Origin of the sequence: Wolbachia endosymbiont (group A) of Anomoia purmunda (assembly GCF_947251545.1) — a bacterium.
GTDB lineage: Bacteria > Pseudomonadota > Alphaproteobacteria > Rickettsiales > Anaplasmataceae > Wolbachia.
The window spans coordinates 780,422-804,957 of the sequence record NZ_OX366362.1 but is presented as its reverse complement, the minus strand read 5'-3'; the positions used below and the strand labels follow the sequence as shown (position 1 = coordinate 804,957).

Genomic DNA, 24,536 nt, shown 5'->3' with positions numbered 1-24,536 from the left:
TTTTTTTGAGCTGAGCGAAGCCACCTAAGGTAGAGAATGGATCAGGAAGGAGTGGTGTATAAAAATATATTTAATGTTTACTACAGTAAATCCAATGGTATCTTATCATAAACATCTTTTCTATATCCTACCGAAGCAGGAATTATTTTATGTTCTGCAATGTTTATACGGTACACAACACGATAATCTTTAGTTCTGAAGCTTCTATATCCTTTCAAATTACCACTTAGCGGTTTACCAACCTTGAATGGATTAGCTGCAATTTCATTTTCTATGAGTTTTTTTATTTTTTTTCTTATTTCTGGCGATAAGGGACGAAAATCTCTCTTAAAAATTTTTTCTGGGTAGTCAACCTCATATTTCACAATTTATTTATGCAGATAATAGTGTATCCCAGTCTACATCCCCGCTTTTAACCATCTTTGCATCAGGAGAATCAGTTTCCTTAATGATTTTGGAAAGTGCGATATTTTCAATTTCACACTCGATTCCATCTATGACTAACCTTTTTGCTAGTTTTTCAACGGACTCTTTATTGAATACAGCTAACTGGGTGAGATTGTGAAGAGCTTTTGAGTTAAGAGTTATAACAACTTTTGAATCAGCCATATGTTTTACCAAAGTCTACTACTATAACAATTTTACAACATTTTTCTGAATTTTTCAATAAGGAAAATTGATCAGGAAGGAGTGGTGTATAAAAATATATTTAATGTTTAGTAATACTAGTAGCAATTTTTCCTATGTCTTATTGCACTAACTACTACCTCATGTTTTAGATTATCTATTTCATAAATCACACGATAATCACCTACTCGCATTCTACGAGATCCTTTCAGTTTGTATGACAAAGATTTTCCTATTTTATCAGGATTAACTGTGAGGCGCTCTTCTATAGCTTTTTCAACTCTCGATCTTATTGTTTTTGGAAGAGATGGTAGATCCCTTTCAGTAACACTCTTAAAAAGTACGATTTTGTAAGGCTTCACTCCCACTTAACATCTTCGAATTTAACCCTTTCTTCACCTGAACGCTTAGCAGCAAGCTCAGCTAGTGCCATATCCTCCTTTTCAATTTCAATCGCTTCTTGCATTAGCTCTTGTGCTAGATCTTGAATGGATTGGTTTTTTATTCTAGCTAACTCAATAAGGTATTCTGAAATTTCGTGATTGAAGGCTATATTAACTCTTGAATGTGCCATAAGTTTTACCAAAGTCTACTACTGTAACAATTATACAACATTTTTCTGAATTTTTCAATAAAGAAAGTTGATAAAAGAATTTTGTGCACCTGCGTCGACTTAGTGTATACTATAATTAGTTTAAAGAGTAAAGAATGTTAACTCAAGAAGACATCGATCTATGCCGCAAAGACTTTGGTTTTTTTGCATTTCAAGGCATGCTGCGAGTGTTTAATATCAGATTAAATTTAAAAAGAGAAGATTGCAGCAAAAACTATTTGTGGGTGCTCTTTAGCAGCATTAATCGATTGGTGTTTGAAAAAGCACACAGCCAATGGTGGAACATACCACCACGCTGCGCTAAGACAACACTCGGTTTTATATTCCATGTAGCGTTTGCTCTTGGCAATAATCCAAGGGCAAAGTTTATGTATATCACGCACCAGAGGGATTTAATGCGTGAAAAGATGAATGAATTACATATCGTGCTTGAGTCTCCATTTTACCATACGCGTCAAGTTAAGAAGCAAGGGTAAGAAAATTCAATGAACTTAAGGTGGATACTCTAGTTTTTCTATATCTATCTTTCACAGAAAATTGTGACCAGTCTGTGGTAAGTTTTTTCAGGAAAATTCTCAAATTATTAATTTTACTGCTTAACGCTAAAAACAACTCCCTAATCCTTCTTTTTAATTCAATGAATGCCTTTGTTAAACTCAGCTCTGTATTCTCTTTCAGTTTTATACAACCAACTATTCCATGAAATATAAGAATTGCGCACAATTTAGCGTATAGTTCACATAATACTCTGTATGGTTTTCCTTTAAGTTCGTCAAGCCTGATGTGACTCTTATACAATTTAAATAATAATTCAATCTGCCATCTTACCCTGTAAACTGTTAATACTTGTTCAGCGCTGATTTTACTCTCTGGAACGTTAGTTATGAATATCGACCAATCCAGCAATTTTTGATTCTTTTGAGAAGATGTATATCCATGTGATTTTGCTAACTTATTAGCCCTTCTTCTTCTAATTATAGACTGTTCTTCAGTTAATTTTTGACATATAATTCTCACTTTAATTTTTACTTCTTTTCCTAATAGCACTTCCATCTCTAGAAGGGATTGACCTTCTAAACATTCCAACAACTCTATTTTTTGATTTGTTTCTATATCATATATATTGGTATCAGACTTATAACGACTAACAAAATATGCACCTGCTTCATCAATCTGTTTAAAAGAACTAGGCACAAAGTAGCCCAAATCAAATATTAGCAAATCATTGGCTGATAAACCGTTCAGATAATCCCTATAACCTTGATCCGACCTTATTCCTTCTATTAAATTTAACTTATCTAGCGCTTGGTTCAGGTAATCAAAGACTAACTGCAGCTTTATTCCTGATTTGGTATTACTCTCACAATCTCTATAGCTACTCCCATATCCTTTGTACATATCTTCCATGCTACTGGGCAGGCTAATATAGCTACTATCCAATAGCTTAATGCTTCTAAATTGCTTCAAAATTCTGCAATCAACCTGTAAGCTGTTTTTAAATAAAACTAAAGATTCATTATACATTCTTTTCATAAATTCCACTGCTTCTTCAGTAAATCTAAAATCCAAACCCTGTTTTGTAATTTCTATCGAGTCTTCATTTAGCAATTGGCACATTGTTTCTATGCTGCAATCACCAACTCCTATGTTACCAAAAACCATAGCTTTTATGAATGATGAGCCATTAAGTTTTCTCTTTCTTTTTATAAAACCTACTGCAATTGATATTTCGTCTGCTTTTTCATTAAAGAATTCATTGAGGTCTTTTGATAAGCAAGCTATTCTGTCCATTGTAAGTTCTCTCATTCACATATCCAAGAGAACTTATACCTTATTCTTTTCCTTCACTCTATCAATTTTACTTACACTTTTCCTTAACTTGACGCGTATGGTCTACCAGGAGGGTGTCATCCCAGTGCTTGACACTGGGATCCAGCTTTTGATAATTTCATCGAAAATGTTGTATAGTGCACAATCAATTTTTCTGGATCCCAGTGTCAAGCACTGGGATGACAAGAAAGGGAGCACTGGGATGACACCATTTGTTGTACACTCACTTTTTCTTGATTTTTTGGTTTATCTTGTCTACCTACTTTGCCACTCTGCTGAACGGATACTGTACATTAGCCATGCATCTAAACAGATATGTTGCCTTGAGAATCGCAACATCCATGCAGTTATGCGCGTAACACTAAAAGTCAAAAAAAATAAAGAGGCAGACTTAGCCTGCCTCTTTTATTTCACTTGGCTATACTGTCTATTTTCCTTGTTGTTGAGAAGCAACTTGTTCAACAGAAATAAGTTGGCCTAAATAAGTGTTAACCTCTTTAGCACCATCTTTGTCTAAACCTAATGTTTTATCCCACTCTTCTTCAATTGCCTCGAACTTACCTTCTTTGTTTTTCACTTCCAGTGAATTTATGCTTAATAATAAAGTATTGCCTATCGTCTCGTCATTATCAAACTGACCATCAACAGTAATACGGTAGTTCTCGCCTTTTAAGCTGAAGTCTATATACCATTTATCCTCTTCCGCATTATCTTTAACTTGGTTATCCTTTTTCATTTCCTCATACACCTCTTTTGTTACTAGCAATTTTGCTTCACCATCAACAACAATCTTCGGAGCTTTCAACTCAGATATTTCGTTATTTTTGCTGATGGCATATACTGCTAAACCAACCAGTGCAATATTAACACCTGCTAATATAAATGCTTCAGGTGTAGTTGCAAAAGCTGCAGTTGAAGGCCTCCAAAGCGGTGCTGAAAGTGCTACTATTGTACCTACGGCACACAGAGCAGCAAGTGCTACAAATGCAATGTTTGTTTTGTGGGACTGACCACGATGATTCTTAAAATGTTTGGAAGTTAGCATAAACGACCTCAAATATTAATATGCTTAAATAAAAAAACTCTCATAGTCAAGCTTTTTCGTAAGTTACCTGCCGCTTGAGCCAAAGCCCCCTGCATTGCGACCGGTTTCTTCTGCACAGAATTCTTCTCTGTCATCCCAAATTACCTGAGATACAGGAGAAATAAGGATTTGTGCGATTCTATCTCCTCTTTTTATTTCGTATGGCTGATTACTTAGATTAATTAGACAAATTTTAACCTCACCTCGATAATCAGAGTCTATAGTGCCCGGAGAATTTAAGACAGTGATTCCATGTTTTGCAGCAAGACCAGAACGTGGGCGAATTTGCCCCTCAAAACCGTTTGGTATTGCAATCACAATTCCAGTTGGAACAAGTAATCTTTCAAGTGGATTTAAAACAGCAGAATCATTCAATGCAGCATAAAGATCCATGCCAGCACTCTGCGTAGTTGCATAACATGGAAGAGATAAGTCTTCTCCGTGTGATAATCTTTTTATTTCTACTTTAATTTTACTTCTTTGCACTCCAATTTACCATCTATGAAGACTTAATTATAGCATGTAAATTGTATCTGCAAAAGTAATAAATGTTACATCGTAAATGATGTCATTCCAGCGCGTGACGCTAGGCCATAAAAATTCCTTGACACCCTTCGCCAGCCCCCTTATCATGAAACTGAAGCTATATTATTTAACTTCCCAATCTGTGCAGATTAAAACGACAAGAAAACTTGTATTTGGCGTACTATGCTTAATTTTTTGCACTATGTGTACCTTATGTCTTTATCAAATTTCTAGGTTTTTACCTATATAAGCTGAAACGCGCTTATAAAGCGTTCAAGACATCACCCAACGTCAAATTTTAAAATAGAGAGTGAATAACTAGCTACTGCGGGTTTTCTATGCCTTTTTTTTCTGCCTGGTAAATTTCTTAAATATTAAAGCTAAGGTTAGTTGCACTTAAAAGCAGCTAAATTGCAGCGTTTAAGGCTTAAAAAACGCCAATACTGAAAATAGACAGTGACTAGGGCTTCTTTTGCCTTTTTTTCATTTGATAAATTTCTTAAATATTTATACTAAAAGAGCCCAAGAGAGGTGTCATGCCAGTGCTTGACACTGGCATCCAGTCTTTATTATGCAACCACTTGGTTAGAATTAAGTCTTCTGGATCCCAGTGTCAAGCACTGGGATGACAGGAAGAAAAGGCTACTGGGATGACAGGAGAAGGAGGCTACTGGGATGACAAGAGAAGGTACTAGCCTGACAACCGTCATCCCGCTGCTTGTTAGCGGGATCTAGAGATACCGCGAATGAATCGCGGTATGACGGTTAAGTATCCCGCTACTGGGATGACAGCAGATCACCTCTTTACAAAAATTTTATCAGTAATACGCATATCAATAATACTCCAATTGCTGAAAGTAAAATCAGTTGTATTGTGTAAGTGGTTTAAATAGTCCCATGCACTATAAGGGTTATCTTCAGGCAGTTTCACTGTGGAATCGTTATCAAGTATGATATTCCATCTTCTATTTCCTATATAAGCAAAAGAAGAAATGTGGTCTCTTAATTGAGTTTTACTCTCTAACACATCTCTAACAAATTCTAGGTTTGATAACGAGTTTTGTCCTGTAATTACAACAAGATCATCTACTAGATAGTCATCTACGATCACTTTGCCTTCGAAATCAATTATCGAGGTTTTGTTATTATCTTTCCAGAGAGCAAATGGTTTATGCTCATCTATATTAATGTGTAGAGTATTGGGCAAAATTCTGTGAACTCTTACGTGTTTTATCCATCTGCTTACGGATTGTATGTTACCGGCAAGTTTTGAAAGTGATATATACAGGATAGGTTGCGTTCTATTTGTCAAACTTAGAATATCCTTTTTGTTTGTAAATTTATTGCCGCTCACGACTACTTCGTCGATTGAAAATCCACTACTGAGTAATAAACTGGATAGGCAGTCATTATACCAAGTAAAGTAGTAATTAAATCGATTTATTATTTTATCAAGTGAGCTGTAGAGTATTAGCGTAAGAAAAAGTGCTGTGATAATAACCAAGGCACACTTACGCAAAAAACTCCTTTGGCTTCTAGTAATACTGCTCAACATGACTTAAATCCCTAATATTTTTGTGCTGCAAACTATCTTCAATAATAATTTTAACTAATCCATTAAAATTGATTCCTTTTGCCAATTTTGCAATTTCTGGCACTAACGATAGCTCAGTAAAGCCAGGATGTGTATTAATCTCAAGCATTTTTAAAGTGTTATTTTTGGGATTATAACGGAAATCTGAGCGGGAAATAGTTTTGCATCCTAAAAATTGATGAACTTTCAGTGCGTGTTCCAAGGTCATTTTATATATATTGTCAGAAATTTCAGCAGGAAATATATGTTCTGCAAATCCATCTGTATACTTTGCTTCATAATCATAGAATTTATTTTTTGGTCGTATTTCCATAGTGCCAATTGCTTCATCTAGCAATACAGCAGTATGTAACTCTATGCCCGGTATGTATTCTTCTACGATCATCTTTTCCATTATAGTAGAACTATTATCTTTCAGTTCTAAGTAATCCTCATGCGAGAAAATTATGTACACTCCAATACTTGAACCTTCATTAATTGGTTTTAAGACGTACGGATAATCAATTTTAATATTATTTTTTAGTAGATCTTCTCGGCTAATTACATAACCTTTTGGAGTATCAATACTAAGGGATCGAAATATATGCTTTGACATCACTTTATTCATAGCAACAGCCGAAGCCATAACTCCTGAGTGTGTATATTTTATACCTAAGATTTCCAATAAACCTTGAATGCAGCCATCTTCACCATAAGGTCCATGCAGAGCGATAAAAGCAAGGCCCGGATTAATTTTTTTAAGCTTTTCAGCAATATTGCTGTCAACATCTATTTCTATTGCATTATATGAAAGGCTATCAAGTGCCTTCTTTACTGCTTTTCCGCTCATAAGTGATATTTCTCTCTCACAAGAAAATCCACCACTTAAAATTGCTATAGTTGGAATCATGGGCATTCTATGTTTTACTACATAGCATATATAAAAGATGCTCTTATCTTCAATAGAAAAAACGCTTTGAAAAATTCTATAGCTCTATCCTATGCACAACTGTACGAACGTTTGTTAAGGTACAACAAATGGTGTCATCCCAGTGCTTGACACTGGGATCTATTTTGCATGTAACTCCAATTGTGTTTTGGCATAAAACGCGACGCGTATTAGACTTATTTGCAAGCAAAGCTTGCTAGATCCCAGTGTCAGCTACTTGGATGACATCATAGGGGCACTGGAATGACACTATTCTTTTTTCTGGATCCCAGTGTCAAGCACTGGGATGACATCATAGAGGGCTACTCGGATGACATCATAAAGGCCACTGGGATGACATCATAGGGACACTGGAATGACACCATTCTTTTTTCTGGATCCCAGTGTCAAGCACTGGGATGACATCATAGAGGCACTGCCCTTTTGGATGGAAACCAGTGTCAGCTACTTGCATGACACCATCTGCCACCTGCAAATTGCAATGTTCGTATGATTGTACGTCACGCGCTGGAATGACAAAGAAGAGTGAGTTGCTAGTTTTTCATATGGTTATGCAAGGAGTCTGATCTTTTTCTTTGTTAATATTATTCTAAATTTTCATCAAAATAAGCTGTTTTATCCTTTTTTTCCTTATACTCTTCTGCAGTATAGAGAGGTTGTTTTTTAGCTGTGATATTTGGCCACTTTTGTGAGTATTCTACATTTATATCGTAAAATAACTTGAAAGTTTTTTGTTCGCTGCTCAGCAACTCTTCATCTAGTTCTAAAATATCTTTTATGGAATCATCAGTTACAATTGCATCCACTGGACACTCAGGTATACACACTCCGCAATCAATACATTCATCTGGGTTAATCACGAGCATGTTTTTACCTTCATAGAAGCAGTCAACGGGACATACTTCCACACAATCCGTATATTTACATTTTATGCATTTATCTGTAACAAAATGCGTCATAAAACACTGTATATTTGCATTATCTTGGGTACACTAAATTGATAAGAAATTCAAGCCTTTTATGAAGATAAATAAATTGAACAACAAAGAATTAGAAGTATGGTTAAGCTTGGCTAGAACTATAGGACCAATAAAGTTTTTAGTATACTAAGAACACATGGATCGCTAGATGAGGTGTTGAAATATCTCAATAGGGTGGCTAATAATAAGGTGTATGGCATTCAAGATGCACGAGAAGAAATCAATAATGCAGAAAGAATTGGAGCTAAAATTATACCCGCATGTGACCCAGATTACCCTGATCTTTTAAGAAATATCTCTAATTGTCCTCCTGTAATAACTGCACTTGGTGATATATCATTATTAAGCCGTGAGATAATTGCAATAATCGGTGGGCGTAACTCTTCAATGAATGGAAGAAATTTTGCCAATAAGTTGGGACTTGATTTAAGCGAAGCTGGTTTTGTTATTGTTTCTGGACTTACAAAAGGAATCGATACTGCAGCAAACAGTGTAATATACAAAAATCATCCCACTATTGCTGTTACAGCAAGCGGAATTGATGTGGTGTATCCAAAAGAGAATTTTGATCTATACAAAAAAATCACTGGGAACGGTGGGTTGGTAATTACTGAGCTTCCATTTGCTACTAAACCAAAGCCTCAATATTTTCCTCAGAGGAATCGAATTATATCTGGTCTATCGCTGGGTGTTGCAGTGATTGAAGCATCGAAACGTTCTGGCTCTCTAATAACAGCAGATTTTGCTTTAAATCAAGGGAGAGAGGTGTTTGCAGTTTCTGGTTTCCCTTTAGATTCACGCTGTAGTGGTAGTAATTATTTAATTAAAAACGGTGCTAAGCTTATCGAATCCGCTGATGACATAATAGAGAGTATTAGGTTTAGTTTACCTTCGCAGCAAAAAAAACTATTTGATGTTGAGCACCATTTTGTTAACCAAAAACAAGAAAAATTACAACAGGCAAAATCTGTTATAGTTGATCATATTAACTCTGTACCTGTTGATATAGATGAACTTATATTAGCAATCGGACTTTCTACCAACATAGCTCTAATGGCTCTTTTAGAACTAGAGTTGGAAAACAAAATAGAGCGTTCACCGGGGAATAAAATATCGTTAATTTTCTAAGCTATAAGCCCACAACCGTACGAACATTGTGATTTGAGTCCACCAAGAAAGATGTCATTCCAGCGCGTGACGCTGGAATCCAGCCTTTATTATGCAGCCACTTGGTTAAAATTAAGTCTTCTGGATCCAAGTAGTCTGGGCACTGGCGTCTTGGATAGAAATCAGTATCAGCTACTTAGATGACACCACTTTTGTATGGAAACCAGTGTCACCTTGACAACCGTCATCTCGCTACGTGTTAGCGGATACCGTGACGGTATGACGAGGGAGTACACGTTAGCAGAATCTGCTGAGACGCTCGTGATAGCCCTATTCCTATAGTGAATAATTCCCTCTTATCTCCTTTTAGAATTAATAAGAGAAAACTTTTTTTCAACTTGTTGTATAATTTTATAAAAGTGATCGAAATCTAAGCTTGCACTGCCAATTAAAACTCCTGATAAATTTGAAATATTTAACAAATTTTCTATATTTTCTGAACTGACTGAACCACCATATATAATGTGTTTTTTACCAGTACACAATTTTATTACCTCTATCACCTCAGCAATTGCATCATTGCTTGGTACACATCCTGTACCTATTGCCCATATTGGCTCATATGCTACGGTATATTCACCGTGTGTTGGCAAACGGTTTTTGCATTGATATTCTATTACTTCTTTTGTTTTTTCATTCTTATAATCTTCTGAATTTTCACCTACACAGATAATTGGGTGTAAGCCTGATTCTATTGCTATTTCCGACTTAAGTTTTATTTCACTATCTTTTTCATTGGCCCTTTCAGAATGCCCAAGTATTACGTAAGTACACCCTAGTTCTTTTAACATTTCTGCGCTAATTTCACCTGTGTAAGAACCGAACTTTTTATGATGGCAATTCTGTGCTCCTATATTAATATTATTGTTCAACTCTATACTGCTTGGAAATGACGTAAAAGGAGGGCAAATTACTAATTTAGAGGTAATTTCGTTGCTCTTGTTGTTAAGCTTGCCTATAAAGTCAACAAATGAAGAACGCATTCCATTCATTTTCCAATTTGCTACTATTAAAAAGGACATCAACTTTACTTATATGAGTGAGAGTGCCGGCTGTCGGACTTGAACTGACAACCTACTGATTACAAGTCAGTTGCTCTACCAATTGAGCTAAGCCGGCGTTAAATACATTAATAATATACAATTATCAATGGATTTTAGTCAACTAATTTTTAAAATACTGTATAATGAAAATAATATGAAAAAATTTTTACTGAAGCCAAAAAAGAGTCTAGGGCAAAATTTTATTTTATCGAGTGAGATAACAAAAAAAATCGTCGCTTTAGCTGGTAGTCTGGAAAATTTTAATGTCATTGAAATCGGTCCTGGATATGGTGCATTAACAAGAGAAATATTGGTGCATAATCCAAAGTCTCTACTTTCTATAGAAAAAGATAGAGATTTAGTAAAACACCATGACCAACTGCTAAATGAGCATCAAGGAAAGTATAGAATTATAGAAGCGGATGCACTGCATGTTATAGAAGAAGAGCTGATAGAGCGCCCAGTTAAAGTTATTGCTAACTTGCCTTACAATATCTCAGTAGTGTTATTTTTAAAGTGGTTAAATAATATAAAATTTTTTACGAACTTGATATTAATGTTTCAAAAAGAGGTAGCAGATCGCATTACGGCAAGACCCAATTCTAAAGATTATGGTTCCTTATCAGTGCTAAGCCAGTTACTATGTGATATAAAAAAGGAATTTGATATTGAACCTAAAGAGTTTTTTCCAAGACCAAAAATACATTCTTCAGTAATTACAGTAAATCCTTTACCTACCCCAAAGTTTGCAGTAAATTTGGAAACCTTAACAAGATTAACACGTGCTGTTTTTTCTCAAAGAAGAAAGATGCTGAGGAATAGCTTGCAAAATATAACGAACCATGCTGAAACTGTCCTCGAAAACGCTAAATTGAGTGGAAACCAGCGTCCAGAAGACTTAACCATTGAGCAGTTTTGTTTGCTGGCAAATAATGTAGAATGCTTATTTTGCAATAAAATATATTAGCAACCATATAGCCTTTCTATCCCCTAAAAACAGTTAGAGCTATACGACAGAGCCACACCGTCTTCTATAGCTCCGCTTCTCTCATCCTATGGCTTACTGTACGAACATTGCAATATGGCACATAGTAAACGATGTCATTCCTGTGCTTGACACTGGAATCCAGCTTTTTCATAATCATCAAAACGTTGTATTTTAACATAAAACGGCTACTTTTATGTTTACCAACTTAATAAAATTCCTGGATCCCAGTGTCTGGGCACTGGGATGACACCCTCCTGCTAGACAATATTCGTACAGTTGTGGGCTTGACCATAGAATCCAGCTTATAAAAGCTGGATTCCAGCGTCACGTGCTGGAATGACAACTTAAGGCATCACCTATAGTTACTAGTCTAACTATAAATATATTTCGGTAAACCTAAATTGCTTTAGCTATAGCTAATTTTGCAAAAGCCCTATTGCAATTTAATTAATTGGCGTATAAGCTTTAAATAAAGCCTATGAAAAAAATGGAAGCTTGTTATTCGTTTGACGATATACTTCTTTTGCCAGCCTATTCTGATATATTACCTTGCGATGCAGATACAAAAACTTATTTAACAAATAGTATAGAACTAAATATCCCTCTCATATCCTCTGCAATGGATACTGTTACTGAATCGGGCTTTGCAATAGCTATTGCCCAACATGGAGGAATAGGTTGCATACATAAGAATTTGTCAATAGATGAACAAGTTTTAGAAGTGAGAAGGGTGAAAAAATATGAAAGTTGGATCGTGTATAACCCAATTACGATTTCACCGGATAAAACAGTTGCAGAAGCAATTTCATTAATGAGAGAGCACAATTATTCTGGCATTCCTGTAGTCGATCAACGCAAGTTAGTTGGAATTTTAACTAACCGAGATGTGAGGTTTATTGAAGACCAGAACATAAATGTAAAAGTTTCCGAAGTGATGACAAAAGATAAGTTAGTGACAGTGCGGGAGCAGGGAGTGGATAGTGCCTCAGCAATGAAATTGTTGCATGAAAATAGAATAGAAAAGCTTTTGGTCGTAGATGAAAATTCTTGTTGTATAGGTTTAATTACGGTTAAAGACATTGAAAAATACAATAGATACCCAAATTCATGTAAAGACAGTAAAGGACGGCTCAGAGTTGCCGCTGCAATTGGCACTGGTAAAAAAGATGGTATAGAAAGATGTGAAGCTCTGATCGGAGAAGAAGTTGATGTAGTTGTTGTGGATACTGCTCACGGTCATTCCGAAAACGTTATCAATACCATCAGGGAAATAAAAAAGATGTATCCTAATACGCAATTAATTGGCGGAAACATTGCAACAAAGGAGGCTGCTGAAGCGTTGATTGATGCGGGTGTTGATGCAGTGAAGGTTGGAATAGGACCAGGATCAATCTGTACAACCAGAATAGTTACAGGTGTTGGTGTGCCACAATTCTCTGCAATCAAGAATGTTGCAGAGGCGTGTAGAGCAAGAAACGTCAGACTAATTGCTGATGGTGGGGTAAAATACTCAGGAGATGTTGCAAAAGCTATTGCAGCTGGTGCTGACTCTGTGATGATTGGTTCGATTTTTGCTGGCACTGACGAAAGCCCAGGTGAGATTATTATGTATAAGGGCAGAGCATATAAAGGCTATCGAGGAATGGGATCTATTAGCGCAATGAAACGAGGTTCAGCTAGCCGTTATTTTCAAGATAAAGATTCAAAACTCAAATTAGTTCCACAAGGAGTGGAAGGAAGAGTTCCATTCAAAGGTCCAGCTTCAGGAGTAATCCATCAGTTGATTGGCGGATTGCAAGCTGCAATGGGGTATACTGGTAATAGGAATATAGAAGAGATGAAAAAAAATTGTAAATTTGTTACTATTACTGCATCAGGATTAAGAGAGAGTCATGCTCATGATATAGTCATTACACAAGAAGCTCCAAATTATGCTTATCAAACGTCCAATTTGTCAACCGATTCAGAGTAGTGACCGTTTATTATTTTGCACCCCAGTCTTTTTCAAATATTGCTAGCCCTTGGTCAGTAAGTGGGTGATTAATTAATTGTCTAAGTACTTTTGCTGGCACAGTAATTGAATCAGCACCAAGCCTTGCAGCTTCTATTACATGCGTTGGGCTTCTCACTGATGCAACAAGAACTTTAGTATCAAAACCGTAATTAGAATATATAGTACATATATCTTCTATTAGCGATAAGCCATCATAGCTTATATCATCAAGGCGACCAACAAAGGGAGAAATAAAACAAGCACAGGCCTTAGCAGCAAGCAGTGCTTGTCCAGGAGAAAAACATAATGTGATGTTAACATGTATTTTATGCTCTGTCCACAACTTTTTACAAGAAATTAATCCTTCATGTGTAAGAGGTAATTTGATCACAACATTATCAGCAATTTTTGCTAAATTCAGACCTTCTGTGATCATCTCTTCATGGCTATCTGCAACAACTTCAACACTAACAGGCCCTTTTATAATAGAGCATATTTCACGCACTAAATCCTCGTATTTATCTTTACGCCCGGACTTTGCTATTAAAGAAGGATTAGTTGTTATTCCATCAATGAACTCCTTTAGTTCTTTAATTTCATTTAAATCAACGCTATCAAGAAAAATTTCCATATTAATCTCCTATTAAAAAACTATCTTTGTAAAATCTTGTCATCCTATGGCTTGACACACGAACATCTAGTTAAGTGGAAAAGTAGATGCAAGGCATCAACCATTGGTGTCATTTCAGTAACCCTCCTCTTGTCATCCCAGTGCTTTCTTTCCTGTCATCCCAGTGCGTGACACTGGGATCTAGATATAAAAATATTTGAAAATTATACAATGGACAACAGATTGTAGGAGCGTATGTTAAAATAATGTCCATGATGAAAATAAGATAGATCCCAGTGTCACGCACTGGGATGACAAAGACGAACACTGAGGTAACAAAAAAAGAGCACCTAGAGAGATTTGCCATCAAGATAACTCAAATATATATTATCCCTTTTATCTTTTAATGACTTCTCATCATGAGTCAAATTATCAAAAACATGAACATGATTGGTTATAATACTACAATTATTATTTGCAACTTCTAATACGCCACTATCAATTACAACCTTCTTTTCTGTTTGGTTACTCATTTTAATAGTAATCATACCAGGCAATAAATAAATTAAGTAAGGAGCATGGTGAGCTAAAATCATAAGCTCCCCTTCGAGCCCAGTTACTGAAAGAGAAACCACTCCACTGAATGAAATTTGATCATCAGGAGAGAAAAATTGCACTTTAAAAGTATTCATAATCTTCAACTTTTATTTAGCTTCAGCTTGTATTAATTCAGCCTTTTTTATTGCTTCATCTATATTTCCCACCATATAAAAAGCAGCCTCTGGTAAGTGATCATATTTGCCTTCAACAATCCCTTTAAAACTGGAAACAGTATCAGAAAGTGAAACAAATTTACCAGGCATGCCAGTAAATATTTCTGCAACGTGAAAAGGTTGAGAAAGAAATTTCTGAATCTTACGAGCCCTATCAACAATAATTTTATCTTCATCAGATAGCTCATCCATACCAAGTATTGCGATAATATCTTGCAGTGATTTATAAGTTTGCAATATACGTTTCACCTCAGAAGCTACCTTATAATGCTCTTCACCAATGATTTCAGCAGATAAAGACTGAGAAGTTGAATCAAGTGGATCAACAGCAGGGTATATTCCCATTTCAGCTATTTGCCTTGACAACACTGTGGTGGCATCAAGGTGAGAGAATGTAGTTGCTGGGGCTGGATCAGTTAAATCGTCCGCAGGAACATATATAGCTTGCACAGAAGTAATAGAGCCAGAAGTTGTTGAAGCTATTCTTTCTTGCATTGCACCCATATCAGTTGCAAGGGTTGGCTGATAACCAACAGCTGACGGTATTCTTCCAAGTAAAGCAGAAATTTCAGAACCAGCTTGTGTAAATCTAAAGATATTATCCACAAAAAATAGAACATCTTGGTTTTCACGGTCACGAAAATACTCCGCCATAGTAAGCGCCGTTAAAGCAACTCTAGCCCTTGCTCCAGGAGGCTCATTCATCTGACCATAAACCAAAACAGCTTGAGATTTTTCATGCTCATTTATATTTATTACATTTGAAGTGATCATCTCGTGATAAAGATCGTTACCTTCACGCGTTCTCTCCCCTACCCCGGCAAACACAGAAAATCCTTTATGAGCTTTTGCTATATTATTAATTAATTCCATTATCAGGACTGTTTTACCAACACCGGCTCCACCAAATAAGCCAATTTTTCCTCCTTTAAGATAAGGTGCAAGAAGATCTATAACTTTTATTCCCGTAACTAAAACTTCTTCCTGTATTCTCTGTTCAGTAAAACTTGGAGGTGCTCTGTGTATAGGCTCTAAGTTATATTTTCCCTTCAGTGGACCACACTCATCTATAAGCTCTCCAACAACATTAAAAATCCTTCCTAAAGTTGAACGCCCAATTGGCACCGATATTGGTGCACCTGTATCAACAAATTCATCCCCCCTTGACATGCCATTTGTGCTATCCATAGCAATACAACGAACTATATTGTCACCTATATGCTGCGAAACTTCTAAAACCAGCTCCTTATCCTTATATTTTAGTTTGCTTTTTAAAGCATTAAATATTTTAGGCAATTCACCTTCAAATTTTATATCAACAACTGCTTGAGTTACCTTAATCGCTCTACCTATATTCATCTCTTTATTTTTATCATCTAACACTATAATTCCATAAAAGAACTTCTAAAGAAAATAAATTTTATATTATTAATAGAAATTTTGCAACATTAAAACGCTTACTAGTTACGCTTCATTACAAACAATGCAAATGCATTTAATAGCCAAGTAATAATAAACAATACTAAGCTAAGCGCATAAGCAGCAAGAGTTTGTACACTATTGAAATCCTGATCTCCGGTAAGTAATGTAGCGATCTGCACGGTAATGGTAGTAACTGAATTAAGAGGGTTAAAAGTCAAATTTGCGTTGATTCCCACAGCCATTAGCACAATCATTGTTTCACCTATCACTCTTGAAATTGACAATAAAATTGCACTTAAAATTGTAGGCATTGCATAAGGTATTGTTATATGCCATATAGTTTCCGCTGGAGTTGCGCCAAGTGCCATGAAGCCATAACGCAAGCTTTTTGGAACAGATCTTATGGCATCTTCAAGTAAAGAAATAATAAAAGGAAGAATCATTATCCCAATCGATAAACCGGCAACTAAGGCACTTTCTGAGTGTATACTTAAACCAAAAAAATTTGCTACCTGCTTTATAAAGAAAGACAAAAACACAACCGCGAAATATCCATATACAACTGTAGGAATAGCAGACAAAACTTGCAAAGTTGTATTAACAATATAACGCACTTTCTCACTCGCATATTCACTAATATATATTGCAGAAAATAAACCAAGCGGAACGACAACTAACATTGCTATAATAGTTATAAGTAATGTACCAACTAAAAGCGGCGCTATACCAAAACATCCTATCTTCTCTTCATTGATAGTGACTACATTGTGGCCCCATTTCAAGCAAAACAAGAATTCTGAAATAGCTACTTTATTAAAAAAACTAATAGATTGAATAAAAATAGATAGCATTATAAATAAAGTGATAAAAAATGATATGGCCAAAGCCACAAATAACGAAAGTTTTATTATCTTATTTCTTTTATTTTTAAAGATAAAAGCAAGCATGAAAAAAAGTAACGCTATAGAAATAAAAGTTACAAAACAATTATTATAGAATACTAACAACCAAGTTAGCATCCATACACAACTAAGATATAGATAAGATTTAACCTTATTTACTTCTTGAAACCTACTAAAACAAAATAAAAGGATTAGTAAGATAGGTATGACTATCACCGAATTCATTTTTCCATGCATCAAATTTTATTCTACGAAAATGTCATACAAGTTCACCATCATTTGACAATAAAGTAAAATAATTTAAAATAAATAATTATATTAATATAAAAACAATGAAGAGAACATTTCAACCAAAAAATTTGATAAGAAAGCGCAGACATGGATTTCGTTCACGTATGGCAACAAGAGCTGGAAGAAAAATCCTTAATAGGCGCCGTTCATTAGGGTGTAACAAATTATGCGCATAGTAAGTATAAAAAAAAAGATTTTTCCTTTGCTTTCAAAAATAAGTTAGTACTCAGCAGTCTTTTTTATCGTGGGTTTTATATATCACTGTACGCTATAAAAGAAAGAGAACCTGAAAAGTACACTCATACTATTAGAGTAGGTCTGGCTGTCAGTAAAAAAGCCGGAAAAGCAACAAAAAGAAATAAAATAAAAAGGCAACTACGAATACTTGCTAAAATTAGCATTTTAAATATAAGCAATATAGGGCACTACTACATAATACTAACTCATAGAAACATTATGCAAGCAAGTTATAAAAACTTACAAAAAGATCTAACTATTTGCTTAAAAAAGATAAAATAAAAAAAAATTAAATTAAGGTATTTACAACTATATTTTTTATGATAACATAAGTAAAATTTTTAAAATAAATTAATGGGTGTGGGTGTTTAATGGTAGAAAGTAGAAAAGAACAAGATAAAAATCTCAATACAAATGAAGATACAAATGAAGGTTTTTATAAATATAAAGAATCTAGTTATCGTACACAATGGGAATTAGCATTTGAGCAAAGTCAATACTTAGAGCAGAATAAGAATAATCCTAAGCCTAGACCGCGATTATTAGATTTGAACATAGAAGCGACTTCTCGTAATAAAAGAATTATTAAAAGGCGGTAAAAAGAAATTTTTATAAACTTGGCGGCGACCTACTCTCCCTTTTCAAGTACCATCAGCGCTAAAAAGTTTCACTTCCGAGTTCGAGATGAGATCGGGTGGTTCATTTTTGCTATAGCCACCAAGTCAATAAAAATTTCTAACTTAACAATTTTAACTTAATATTTAACACTGCATACACACATACAGAAAGCAAATAAATCAATCAGGCTATTAGTACTAGTTAGCTTCACATGTTACCATGCTTCCACACCTAGCCTATCAACGTGGTAGTCTCCCACGGCCTTAATTGGGAAATCTTTTTGAAGAGGGTTTCTTGCTTATATGCTTTCAGCAATTATCCCATCTATACATAGCCACCCAGCGATGCTATTGGCATAACAGCTGGTACACCAGAGGTATATCCATCTCGGTCCTCTCGTACTAGAGTCAGACCTTCTCAAATTTCCTTCACCCACGGCAGATAGAAACCGAACTGTCTCACGACGTTCTAAACCCAACTCACGTATCACTTTAATCGGCGAACAGCCGAACCCTTGGGACCTTCTTCAGCCCCAGGATGTGATGAGTCGACATCGAGGTGCCAAACGGTGTCGTCGCTATGAACGCTCGAACACCATCAGCCTGTTATCCCCGGCGTACCTTTTATCCGTTGAGCGATGACCCTTCCATACAGAATCACCGGATCACTATGACCGACTTTCGTCTCTGCTTGGCTTGTCAGCCTCGCAGTCAGGCAAGCTTATGCCATTATACTATCAAGCTGATTTCCGACCAGCTCTAGCTTACCTTCGCACGCCTCCGTTACTTTTTAGGAGGCGACCGCCCCAGTCAAACTACCCACCATACAATGTCCTAGTTCCAGATAATGAAACATAGTTAGATATCAAAAGTGTAAAGGGTGGTATCTCAAGGTTGACTCCATTATAGCTAGCGCCATAACTTCAAAGTCTCCCACCTATCCTGCACATCACACTTTTAATAGCAATGTAAAGCTATAGTAAAGGTGCACGGGGTCTCTTCGTCTAACCGCGGGTACCCCGCATCTACACGGGGAATTCAATTTCGCTGAAGTGATGTTGGAGACAGTGGAGAAATCGTTACGCCATTCGTGCGGGTCGGAACTTACCCGACAAGGAATTTCGCTACCTTAGGACCGTCAGTGTTACGGCCGCCGTTTACTGGGGCTTCAATTCGGAGCTTGCACCCTTCCTATTAACCTTCCAGCACCGGGCAGGCGTCAGACCCTATACTTCCACTTACGTGTTTGCAGAGTCCTGTGTTTTTAGTAAACAGTCGCTACTCCCTATTTTGTGCCACCTACTCATAGTTGCCTAAAAGCAGGTTACCCTTCTTCCGAAGTTACAGGTATAATTTGCCGAGTTCCTTCAACATCATTCTTTCAACACCTTAGTATACTCTACTCATCCACCAGTGTCGGTTTGCGGTACGGCCTCATAAATATAAGTGCTATTTCCTGGAGCTTCTTTTAAGCATAGATCAATCCAATAAGATCTATACAAATACGAAACCCGTCACACTTAAGAGGTTTAGGAATATTAACCTAATTGCCATCAACTACTCCTTTACGGACTCGCCTTAGGAACCGACTAACCCTACGCAGATTAACTTAACGTAGGAACCCTTAGATTTTTGGTGAGAGTGTTTTTCACACTCTTTTACGCTACTTATGTCAGCATTCTCACTTCCGATATCTCCAGCAGTTTTCACAAACCACCTTCACAGACTTACGGAACGCTCCGCTACTGCGCCTATTGATCGAAATCAATAAGCACTCACATCTTCGGTATACAGCTTTAGCCCCGGTACATTTTCGGCGCAGAAAAACTTATTTAGACAAGTGAGCTGTTACGCTTTCTTTAAAGGATGGCTGCTTCCAAGCCAACCTCCTAGCTGTAATGGTTTTTCTACTTCCTTCCCCACTTAGCTGTAATTTTGGGACCTTAGATAGTGATCTGGGTTGTTTCCCTTTCCACCACGGACTTAGCACCCGTAGTGTGCCTGCTGTATAATTAATTGTTGGTATTCGGAGTTTAGTTAGATTTGGTAAGACGGTGAATCCCCCTAGTCTATCCAGTGCTCTACCCCCAACAACATACATACAACGCTCTACCTAAATAGATTTCGCGGAGAACCAGCTATTTCCAAGTTTGATTGGCCTTTCACCCCTAATCACAACTCATCCAATAATGTTGCAACATTAACTGGTTCGATCCTCCAGTGTGTTTTACCACACCTTCAATCTGGTCATGACTAGATCACTTGGTTTCGGGTCTAATCCATAAAACTAAAACGCCCTATTCAGACTTGCTTTCGCTACGCCTACACCTAACGGCTTAAGCTTGCTTCATAGATTAACTCGCTGACCCATTATGCAAAAGGTACGCTGTCACTCTAAATATCAATAAATTGATATAGAGCTCCAACTGTTTGTAAGCACTTGATTTCAGATTCTATTTCACTCCCCTCCCGGGGTTCTTTTCACCTTTCCCTCACGGTACTTGTTCACTATCGGTCGTTAAGGAGTATTTAGGCTTGGAGGATGGTCCCCCCATATTCAAACAGGATTTCACGTGCCCCGCTGTACTCAAGGATTTAAAAACTTTCTACTTATACAGGACTATCACCTTCTATGGTTACTATTTCCAGAGTATTCTAATTCTTATTCTTAAATCACTAGCCTTTTCCGCTTTCGCTCGTCACTACTAACAGAATCTCGGTTGATTTCTTTTCCTTTGGCTACTTAGATATTTCAGTTCACCAAGTTTGCTTTACATACTTAGTATGTAATAACTAGCTAAACTAGTTGGGTTTCCCCATTCGGAAATCTGCGGATCAAAATTTGTTGACAATTCCCCACAGCTTATCGCAGCCTGCCACGTCCTTCATCGCCTCTTAACGCCAAGGCATCCATCAAGTGCTCTTAATAATTTATTTATCCGACTATATGCAGAATATGCAGAGTTAAATATTATTAAAATTGAATTGAGATTAAATTAATCTCTACCATAAAACTTGTCAAACATCTAAAAACTAAATTAATCTTTTATATATTATAACCTAATAAATAATATGTCAACGCCTTTTTGCACAAAACATTTACTTATATTATCAACAACAATATACTAACAATTCTAAACAGTACAATCTGAGAAATATGCGGTAAACTTATATATACAGTAAAAATTAATGAAAAAGATATTTTGTAAGATAAACTGTGTTAAAATCAATTGCCTAAAAATGATAATGAACATTCGGAGTATTTCTAATGTATGAAAAGTAATCTCTCTTTTATAAAAAACATTGCTTTAAATTGTATGTCTAAGCTCATTGGTGTATTAAATATTAAGAAAGTAAAACACTTCATTGTGAATAAATATAATACTCTTCATAAAGAAATGATAGTGCTTCTTAAAAAATCTAAGAACCTGTTAAACACCAACATTGAAATCGGTTTATATCACTTTTATAAAGGTAGCATATCAGATGCAAAGTTACGATTTTGGTTAATTAGCATATTTTACCCCCATCTACCTATAGTCTGGTATAACATCGGAAGGTGTCATTTTGCGGTAGGGAATACTAACAAAGCTTATAATTATTTAACAAAGACACTAAAATTAGATAATGACCACGAGGAGGCGTCTTACTATATAAAAAAAATGACAAACTCAGCGCCTATTACAGAATTGCCAAAAAACCTCATAAGACAATATTTTGATTACACAGGTGAATATTTTGTTGAGCATTGGTTGATTGCCAAACAATATAGAGGGCATGAACTTGTACACATGATAATTACAAAAATCTTCAACAACTCCACTTCTGAGCTCAATATACTTGACCTTGGTTGTGGAACTGGAATATGTGGTCATTTCTTGAAAATAAATAGTATTGGAAACCACATAACAGGAATTGACATTTCAAGTAGAATGCTAAATATCGCAAGAGGATGCTTTATAAAAGGTAAGCCTGTTTACAATGAATTAATACATATGGAAATGAAAGAGTTTCTTAAACAAGAGAAAAACCAGCAGTATGATGTAATTATCTTTGCTGAAGTGCTACATTATCTACATGACTTTCAAGAAGAATTGGAATTAGCAAAAAGATCTACGAGCAAAAAAGGGGTTATTGTGTGTTTAATAAGAAGAAAGGAAGGTGAAGGTATTGACTTTGTAAACAAAGGAGACTATTTTCGTCACTCAGAAAATTATGTTCAACATGTTGCAAAAGAAATAAATATGCAAATAAGTTATATGAGTTACTGTAAAATATATGGCAGTCAGGTTGACGGTATCTTGTTTGCATTACAGCATCAACAAGAAAGTCCGAAAAACCCAACTTAAAAATCGCTCAAAATGACTTTTAAGTACCTATATATAATAAAAGAATAAAAGGAATTTTATGAATAACATTACCATTAATTACGCAAAGGATAGCAAATTAACCAATTTTGGAAAAGCAGTTCTATCAGACAGGTATTTAATAGAAAATGAAAGTTATCAAGACCTCTTTGCACGTATTGCTAATTACTATTCTGATAATAAAGAACATGCGCAGCGTCTTTATGACTACATGAGTAACTTGTGGTTCATGCCTTCAACACCAATACTCAGCAATGGTGGCACTAAGAGAGGGTTACCTATCTCTTGCTTTCTTAATGAAACCGAAGACAGCTTGCAGGGAATAGTTGATCTATGGAATGAAAATGTTTGGCTTGCTGCACGTGGTGGAGGAATAGGTAGTTATTGGGGAAACCTGCGTTCAATAGGCGAAAGCGTAAAGGGTAGCGGCAAAACATCAGGAATTGTTCCATTTATTGTAGTGCAAAATGCTCTAACGCTCGCAATTAGTCAGGGATCCTTAAGGCGAGGAAGTTCAGCAGTCTATCTTCCTGTATCTCATCCGGAGATAGAAGAGTTTCTGGATTTACGCAAGCCAACAGGCGGTGACCCAAATCGCAAAGCGTTAAATATACATCATGCTGTAATAGTAACAGATAAATTTATGCAGGCTGTTGAGAATGATCAAGAATGGAATTTAATAAGCCCTCACAACAATAAGGTTATTTCAACTGTAAAAGCGCGGGATATATGGATCAAAATATTAACAGCAAGAGTTGAAACTGGAGAACCTTACATTATTTTCCTTGATGCAACAAATAACAATAAGCCAGAATCTTACAAAAAGCTCAACTTAGACATCAAGATGTCAAATCTATGCAGTGAAATAACTTTAACCACAGGTTATGATCACCTGAATAAGTCACGCACTGCTGTGTGTTGTCTATCATCCGTAAACCTTGAGTACTACGAAGAATGGAAAGACAATAAACTCTTCATAGAAGATATAATGCGCTTTCTTGATAATGTATTGGAAGATTTCATAAATAAAGCACCGAATGAAATGCAGCGAGCAAAATATTCTGCAGCCAGAGAACGCAGTATTGGTCTTGGTGTGATGGGCTTTCACTCATTTTTACAAAGCAAAATGGTTCCTTTTGAATCAGTAACAGCACAACAATGGAATAAAAAAATATTTAAGTATTTACGCGAGCAAGCAGATATAGTTTCTAAAAAATTAGCAGGAGAAAAGGGAGCATGTCCTGATGCCAAAGAAGTTGATCTAATGGAAAGGTTTACACACAAACTCGCTATTGCTCCTACTGCCTCGATCTCCATTATTGCAGGTAATACCTCTCCTGGAATAGAACCATATGCAGCAAACGTATTCATACAAAAGACACTTACAGGTTCATTTGTAGTGCGAAATAAATTCTTGCAAAAACTATTAGCAGAAAAAAATCAAGACAATGATAAAATATGGTCTTCAATTTCAACAAACGAGGGTTCCGTTCAGCATTTAGATTTTCTTAGTGAGCATGAAAAATTGACATTTAAAACAGCGTACGAGCTTGACCAAAGATGGATTATAAAACATGCAAGTGATAGAACTTCGTACATTTGTCAATCTCAATCAGTAAATCTGTTCTTACCTGCCAACGTACATAAACGTTACTTGCACAAAATACACATGCTTGCTTGGAAAAAAGGATTGAAGAGCTTATATTACTGCAGATCACAATCAATGCAGAGAGCCGATAAGGTCTCGCATGACATATTCAAAAAAAGTGAAATATTGCAGCAAAAAACAGATATTGACTACGATGAATGTTTGTCATGCCAATAGCGGCCTTACTCAGAAAAAGTAGAGAGAAAGTTAAGCAAATGGGTAAATAGACTTCTTGCATAACCATATAACGCACTTTTATTGGGAATAGAAACGAAAAACTTGCTTGACACCCTTCGC

General features: G+C 36.0%; 30 protein-coding genes, 1 tRNA gene, 2 rRNA genes and 2 pseudogenes. 10 read left to right on the top strand and 25 right to left on the bottom strand.

Going from position 1 to position 24,536, the window contains the following annotated elements; genetic code table 11:
• Positions 1–80: 80 nt before the first annotated feature.
• From OPR57_RS04200 to OPR57_RS04185, 4 genes are all read right to left on the bottom strand, one after another.
• Positions 81–365: a type II toxin-antitoxin system RelE family toxin gene (locus OPR57_RS04200; RefSeq protein ID WP_265035843.1), complete on the bottom strand. Its 285-nt coding sequence runs from the start codon at positions 363–365 to the stop codon at positions 81–83.
• 7 nt (positions 366–372) lie between these two features.
• Entirely contained in the window at positions 373–609 is a 237-nt protein-coding gene (locus OPR57_RS04195) for a hypothetical protein (RefSeq protein ID WP_253301976.1), read from the bottom strand.
• 116 nt (positions 610–725) lie between these two features.
• Positions 726–995 carry a type II toxin-antitoxin system RelE family toxin gene (locus OPR57_RS04190; RefSeq protein ID WP_265035841.1) on the bottom strand — a complete coding sequence of 90 codons (270 nt, stop codon included), beginning with the start codon at positions 993–995 and terminating at the stop codon, positions 726–728.
• Positions 986–1,201, bottom strand: coding sequence for a hypothetical protein (locus OPR57_RS04185; protein ID WP_265035840.1), 216 nt, complete (start codon positions 1,199–1,201; stop codon positions 986–988). Before OPR57_RS04185 ends, OPR57_RS04190 begins: the two co-directional genes overlap by 10 nt.
• Positions 1,202–1,335: 134 nt before the next feature.
• On the opposite strand from OPR57_RS04185, the gene OPR57_RS04180 reads away from it, so the two are divergent.
• Positions 1,336–1,716: a hypothetical protein gene (locus OPR57_RS04180; RefSeq protein ID WP_265035839.1), complete on the top strand. Its 381-nt coding sequence runs from the start codon at positions 1,336–1,338 to the stop codon at positions 1,714–1,716.
• On the opposite strand, the gene OPR57_RS04175 is transcribed toward OPR57_RS04180, so the two are convergent.
• The 10 genes from OPR57_RS04175 to OPR57_RS04125 all read right to left on the bottom strand — a co-directional run bounded on the left by OPR57_RS04175 (position 1,700) and on the right by OPR57_RS04125 (position 8,160).
• Positions 1,700–3,031 carry an IS4 family transposase gene (locus OPR57_RS04175; protein ID WP_406831652.1) on the bottom strand — a complete coding sequence of 444 codons (1,332 nt, stop codon included), beginning with the start codon at positions 3,029–3,031 and terminating at the stop codon, positions 1,700–1,702. The two genes, OPR57_RS04180 and OPR57_RS04175, sit on opposite strands and share 17 nt — an antisense overlap.
• A 102-nt stretch (positions 3,032–3,133) precedes the next feature.
• Positions 3,134–3,268, bottom strand: coding sequence for a hypothetical protein (locus tag OPR57_RS04170; RefSeq protein ID WP_265035837.1), 135 nt, complete (start codon positions 3,266–3,268; stop codon positions 3,134–3,136).
• Positions 3,269–3,497: 229 nt separating this feature from the next.
• The gene (locus OPR57_RS04165; RefSeq protein WP_265035835.1) at positions 3,498–4,115 is read right to left on the bottom strand and encodes a hypothetical protein; all 618 of its coding nucleotides are present in this window, start codon (positions 4,113–4,115) and stop codon (positions 3,498–3,500) included.
• Between the two features lie 63 nt (positions 4,116–4,178).
• Positions 4,179–4,640 carry a dUTP diphosphatase gene (dut, locus tag OPR57_RS04160; protein WP_006279458.1) on the bottom strand — a complete coding sequence of 154 codons (462 nt, stop codon included), beginning with the start codon at positions 4,638–4,640 and terminating at the stop codon, positions 4,179–4,181.
• 608 nt (positions 4,641–5,248) lie between these two features.
• A complete protein-coding gene (locus OPR57_RS04150; RefSeq protein ID WP_265035834.1) occupies positions 5,249–5,389 on the bottom strand; it encodes a hypothetical protein in 141 nt (46 codons plus the stop codon).
• Between the two features lie 86 nt (positions 5,390–5,475).
• Positions 5,476–6,234 (bottom strand): cell division protein FtsQ/DivIB, encoded by a 759-nt coding sequence (locus OPR57_RS04145; RefSeq protein WP_265035833.1) that lies wholly within the window; start codon positions 6,232–6,234, stop codon positions 5,476–5,478.
• Positions 6,215–7,168, bottom strand: coding sequence for a D-alanine--D-alanine ligase (locus OPR57_RS04140; RefSeq protein WP_265035832.1), 954 nt, complete (start codon positions 7,166–7,168; stop codon positions 6,215–6,217). The genes OPR57_RS04145 and OPR57_RS04140 overlap by 20 nt, the downstream gene beginning before the upstream one ends.
• A gap of 70 nt (positions 7,169–7,238) precedes the next feature.
• Complete coding sequence (locus tag OPR57_RS04135) at positions 7,239–7,391, bottom strand: hypothetical protein (RefSeq protein ID WP_265035831.1); 153 nt, start codon at positions 7,389–7,391, stop codon at positions 7,239–7,241.
• A 126-nt stretch (positions 7,392–7,517) separates the two neighbouring features.
• Positions 7,518–7,655, bottom strand: a complete 138-nt coding sequence (locus OPR57_RS04130) for a hypothetical protein (protein WP_265035829.1) — start codon at positions 7,653–7,655, stop codon at positions 7,518–7,520.
• A gap of 130 nt (positions 7,656–7,785) precedes the next feature.
• On the bottom strand, positions 7,786–8,160 hold the full coding sequence (locus tag OPR57_RS04125) for a ferredoxin family protein (protein ID WP_010082601.1): 375 nt from the start codon (positions 8,158–8,160) through the stop codon (positions 7,786–7,788).
• Between the two features lie 61 nt (positions 8,161–8,221).
• On the opposite strand from OPR57_RS04125, the pseudogene dprA reads away from it, so the two are divergent.
• Together dprA and OPR57_RS08040 are read left to right on the top strand one after the other, a co-directional pair.
• Positions 8,222–9,309, top strand: a pseudogene (gene dprA / locus OPR57_RS04120) (DNA-processing protein DprA).
• A 33-nt stretch (positions 9,310–9,342) separates the two neighbouring features.
• Positions 9,343–9,492: a hypothetical protein gene (locus OPR57_RS08040; protein WP_265035827.1), complete on the top strand. Its 150-nt coding sequence runs from the start codon at positions 9,343–9,345 to the stop codon at positions 9,490–9,492.
• Between the two features lie 152 nt (positions 9,493–9,644).
• On the opposite strand, the gene OPR57_RS04110 is transcribed toward OPR57_RS08040, so the two are convergent.
• Positions 9,645–10,370 carry a triosephosphate isomerase gene (locus tag OPR57_RS04110; protein WP_265037530.1) on the bottom strand — a complete coding sequence of 242 codons (726 nt, stop codon included), beginning with the start codon at positions 10,368–10,370 and terminating at the stop codon, positions 9,645–9,647.
• A gap of 24 nt (positions 10,371–10,394) precedes the next feature.
• Positions 10,395–10,467 (bottom strand) — tRNA-Thr (locus tag OPR57_RS04105).
• Positions 10,468–10,545: 78 nt separating this feature from the next.
• On the opposite strand from OPR57_RS04105, the gene rsmA reads away from it, so the two are divergent.
• Positions 10,546–11,358, top strand: a complete 813-nt coding sequence (gene rsmA / locus OPR57_RS04100; protein ID WP_265035825.1) for a 16S rRNA (adenine(1518)-N(6)/adenine(1519)-N(6))-dimethyltransferase RsmA — start codon at positions 10,546–10,548, stop codon at positions 11,356–11,358.
• A gap of 64 nt (positions 11,359–11,422) precedes the next feature.
• On the opposite strand, the gene OPR57_RS04095 is transcribed toward rsmA, so the two are convergent.
• Together OPR57_RS04095 and OPR57_RS08035 are read right to left on the bottom strand one after the other, a co-directional pair.
• Positions 11,423–11,557: a hypothetical protein gene (locus OPR57_RS04095; RefSeq protein ID WP_265035823.1), complete on the bottom strand. Its 135-nt coding sequence runs from the start codon at positions 11,555–11,557 to the stop codon at positions 11,423–11,425.
• A gap of 27 nt (positions 11,558–11,584) precedes the next feature.
• Positions 11,585–11,707, bottom strand: a complete 123-nt coding sequence (locus OPR57_RS08035; protein ID WP_265035821.1) for a hypothetical protein — start codon at positions 11,705–11,707, stop codon at positions 11,585–11,587.
• 150 nt (positions 11,708–11,857) lie between these two features.
• Here OPR57_RS08035 and guaB point away from each other — a divergent pair, with 150 nt between their 5' ends.
• The gene (gene guaB / locus OPR57_RS04085) at positions 11,858–13,351 is read left to right on the top strand and encodes an IMP dehydrogenase (RefSeq protein ID WP_265035820.1); all 1,494 of its coding nucleotides are present in this window, start codon (positions 11,858–11,860) and stop codon (positions 13,349–13,351) included.
• Positions 13,352–13,361: 10 nt separating this feature from the next.
• On the opposite strand, the gene fsa is transcribed toward guaB, so the two are convergent.
• The 5 genes from fsa to pstC form a co-directional block, all read right to left on the bottom strand.
• Complete coding sequence (gene fsa, locus OPR57_RS04080; protein ID WP_265035819.1) at positions 13,362–14,003, bottom strand: fructose-6-phosphate aldolase; 642 nt, start codon at positions 14,001–14,003, stop codon at positions 13,362–13,364.
• A gap of 109 nt (positions 14,004–14,112) precedes the next feature.
• On the bottom strand, positions 14,113–14,349 hold the full coding sequence (locus tag OPR57_RS04075) for a hypothetical protein (RefSeq protein WP_265035818.1): 237 nt from the start codon (positions 14,347–14,349) through the stop codon (positions 14,113–14,115).
• Positions 14,333–14,674, bottom strand: a complete 342-nt coding sequence (locus tag OPR57_RS04070) for a F0F1 ATP synthase subunit epsilon (protein WP_265035817.1) — start codon at positions 14,672–14,674, stop codon at positions 14,333–14,335. Before OPR57_RS04070 ends, OPR57_RS04075 begins: the two co-directional genes overlap by 17 nt.
• A gap of 12 nt (positions 14,675–14,686) precedes the next feature.
• On the bottom strand, positions 14,687–16,114 hold the full coding sequence (gene atpD, locus OPR57_RS04065; RefSeq protein WP_265037529.1) for a F0F1 ATP synthase subunit beta: 1,428 nt from the start codon (positions 16,112–16,114) through the stop codon (positions 14,687–14,689).
• 101 nt (positions 16,115–16,215) lie between these two features.
• A complete protein-coding gene (gene pstC / locus OPR57_RS04060; RefSeq protein WP_265035816.1) occupies positions 16,216–17,304 on the bottom strand; it encodes a phosphate ABC transporter permease subunit PstC in 1,089 nt (362 codons plus the stop codon).
• A 107-nt stretch (positions 17,305–17,411) separates the two neighbouring features.
• Between pstC and rpmH the strand changes: the two genes are divergently transcribed.
• From rpmH to OPR57_RS04045, 3 genes and pseudogenes are all read left to right on the top strand, one after another.
• Positions 17,412–17,546 (top strand): 50S ribosomal protein L34, encoded by a 135-nt coding sequence (gene rpmH, locus OPR57_RS04055; RefSeq protein ID WP_006279898.1) that lies wholly within the window; start codon positions 17,412–17,414, stop codon positions 17,544–17,546.
• A 67-nt stretch (positions 17,547–17,613) separates the two neighbouring features.
• A pseudogene (rnpA, locus tag OPR57_RS04050) lies at positions 17,614–17,889 on the top strand (ribonuclease P protein component); the annotation flags it as partial.
• 89 nt (positions 17,890–17,978) lie between these two features.
• Positions 17,979–18,206, top strand: coding sequence for a hypothetical protein (locus tag OPR57_RS04045; protein WP_265035815.1), 228 nt, complete (start codon positions 17,979–17,981; stop codon positions 18,204–18,206).
• 16 nt (positions 18,207–18,222) lie between these two features.
• Here the strand turns inward: OPR57_RS04045 and rrf are convergent.
• Positions 18,223–18,329: ribosomal RNA gene (rrf, locus tag OPR57_RS04040) — 5S ribosomal RNA — on the bottom strand.
• 66 nt (positions 18,330–18,395) lie between these two features.
• Positions 18,396–21,161: ribosomal RNA gene (locus OPR57_RS04035) — 23S ribosomal RNA — on the bottom strand.
• 335 nt (positions 21,162–21,496) lie between these two features.
• Between OPR57_RS04035 and OPR57_RS04030 the strand changes: the two genes are divergently transcribed.
• On the top strand, positions 21,497–22,573 hold the full coding sequence (locus OPR57_RS04030) for a methyltransferase domain-containing protein (protein WP_265035814.1): 1,077 nt from the start codon (positions 21,497–21,499) through the stop codon (positions 22,571–22,573).
• A gap of 58 nt (positions 22,574–22,631) precedes the next feature.
• A complete protein-coding gene (locus OPR57_RS04025; protein WP_265035813.1) occupies positions 22,632–24,416 on the top strand; it encodes a ribonucleoside-diphosphate reductase subunit alpha in 1,785 nt (594 codons plus the stop codon).
• Positions 24,417–24,536 lie beyond the last annotated feature (120 nt).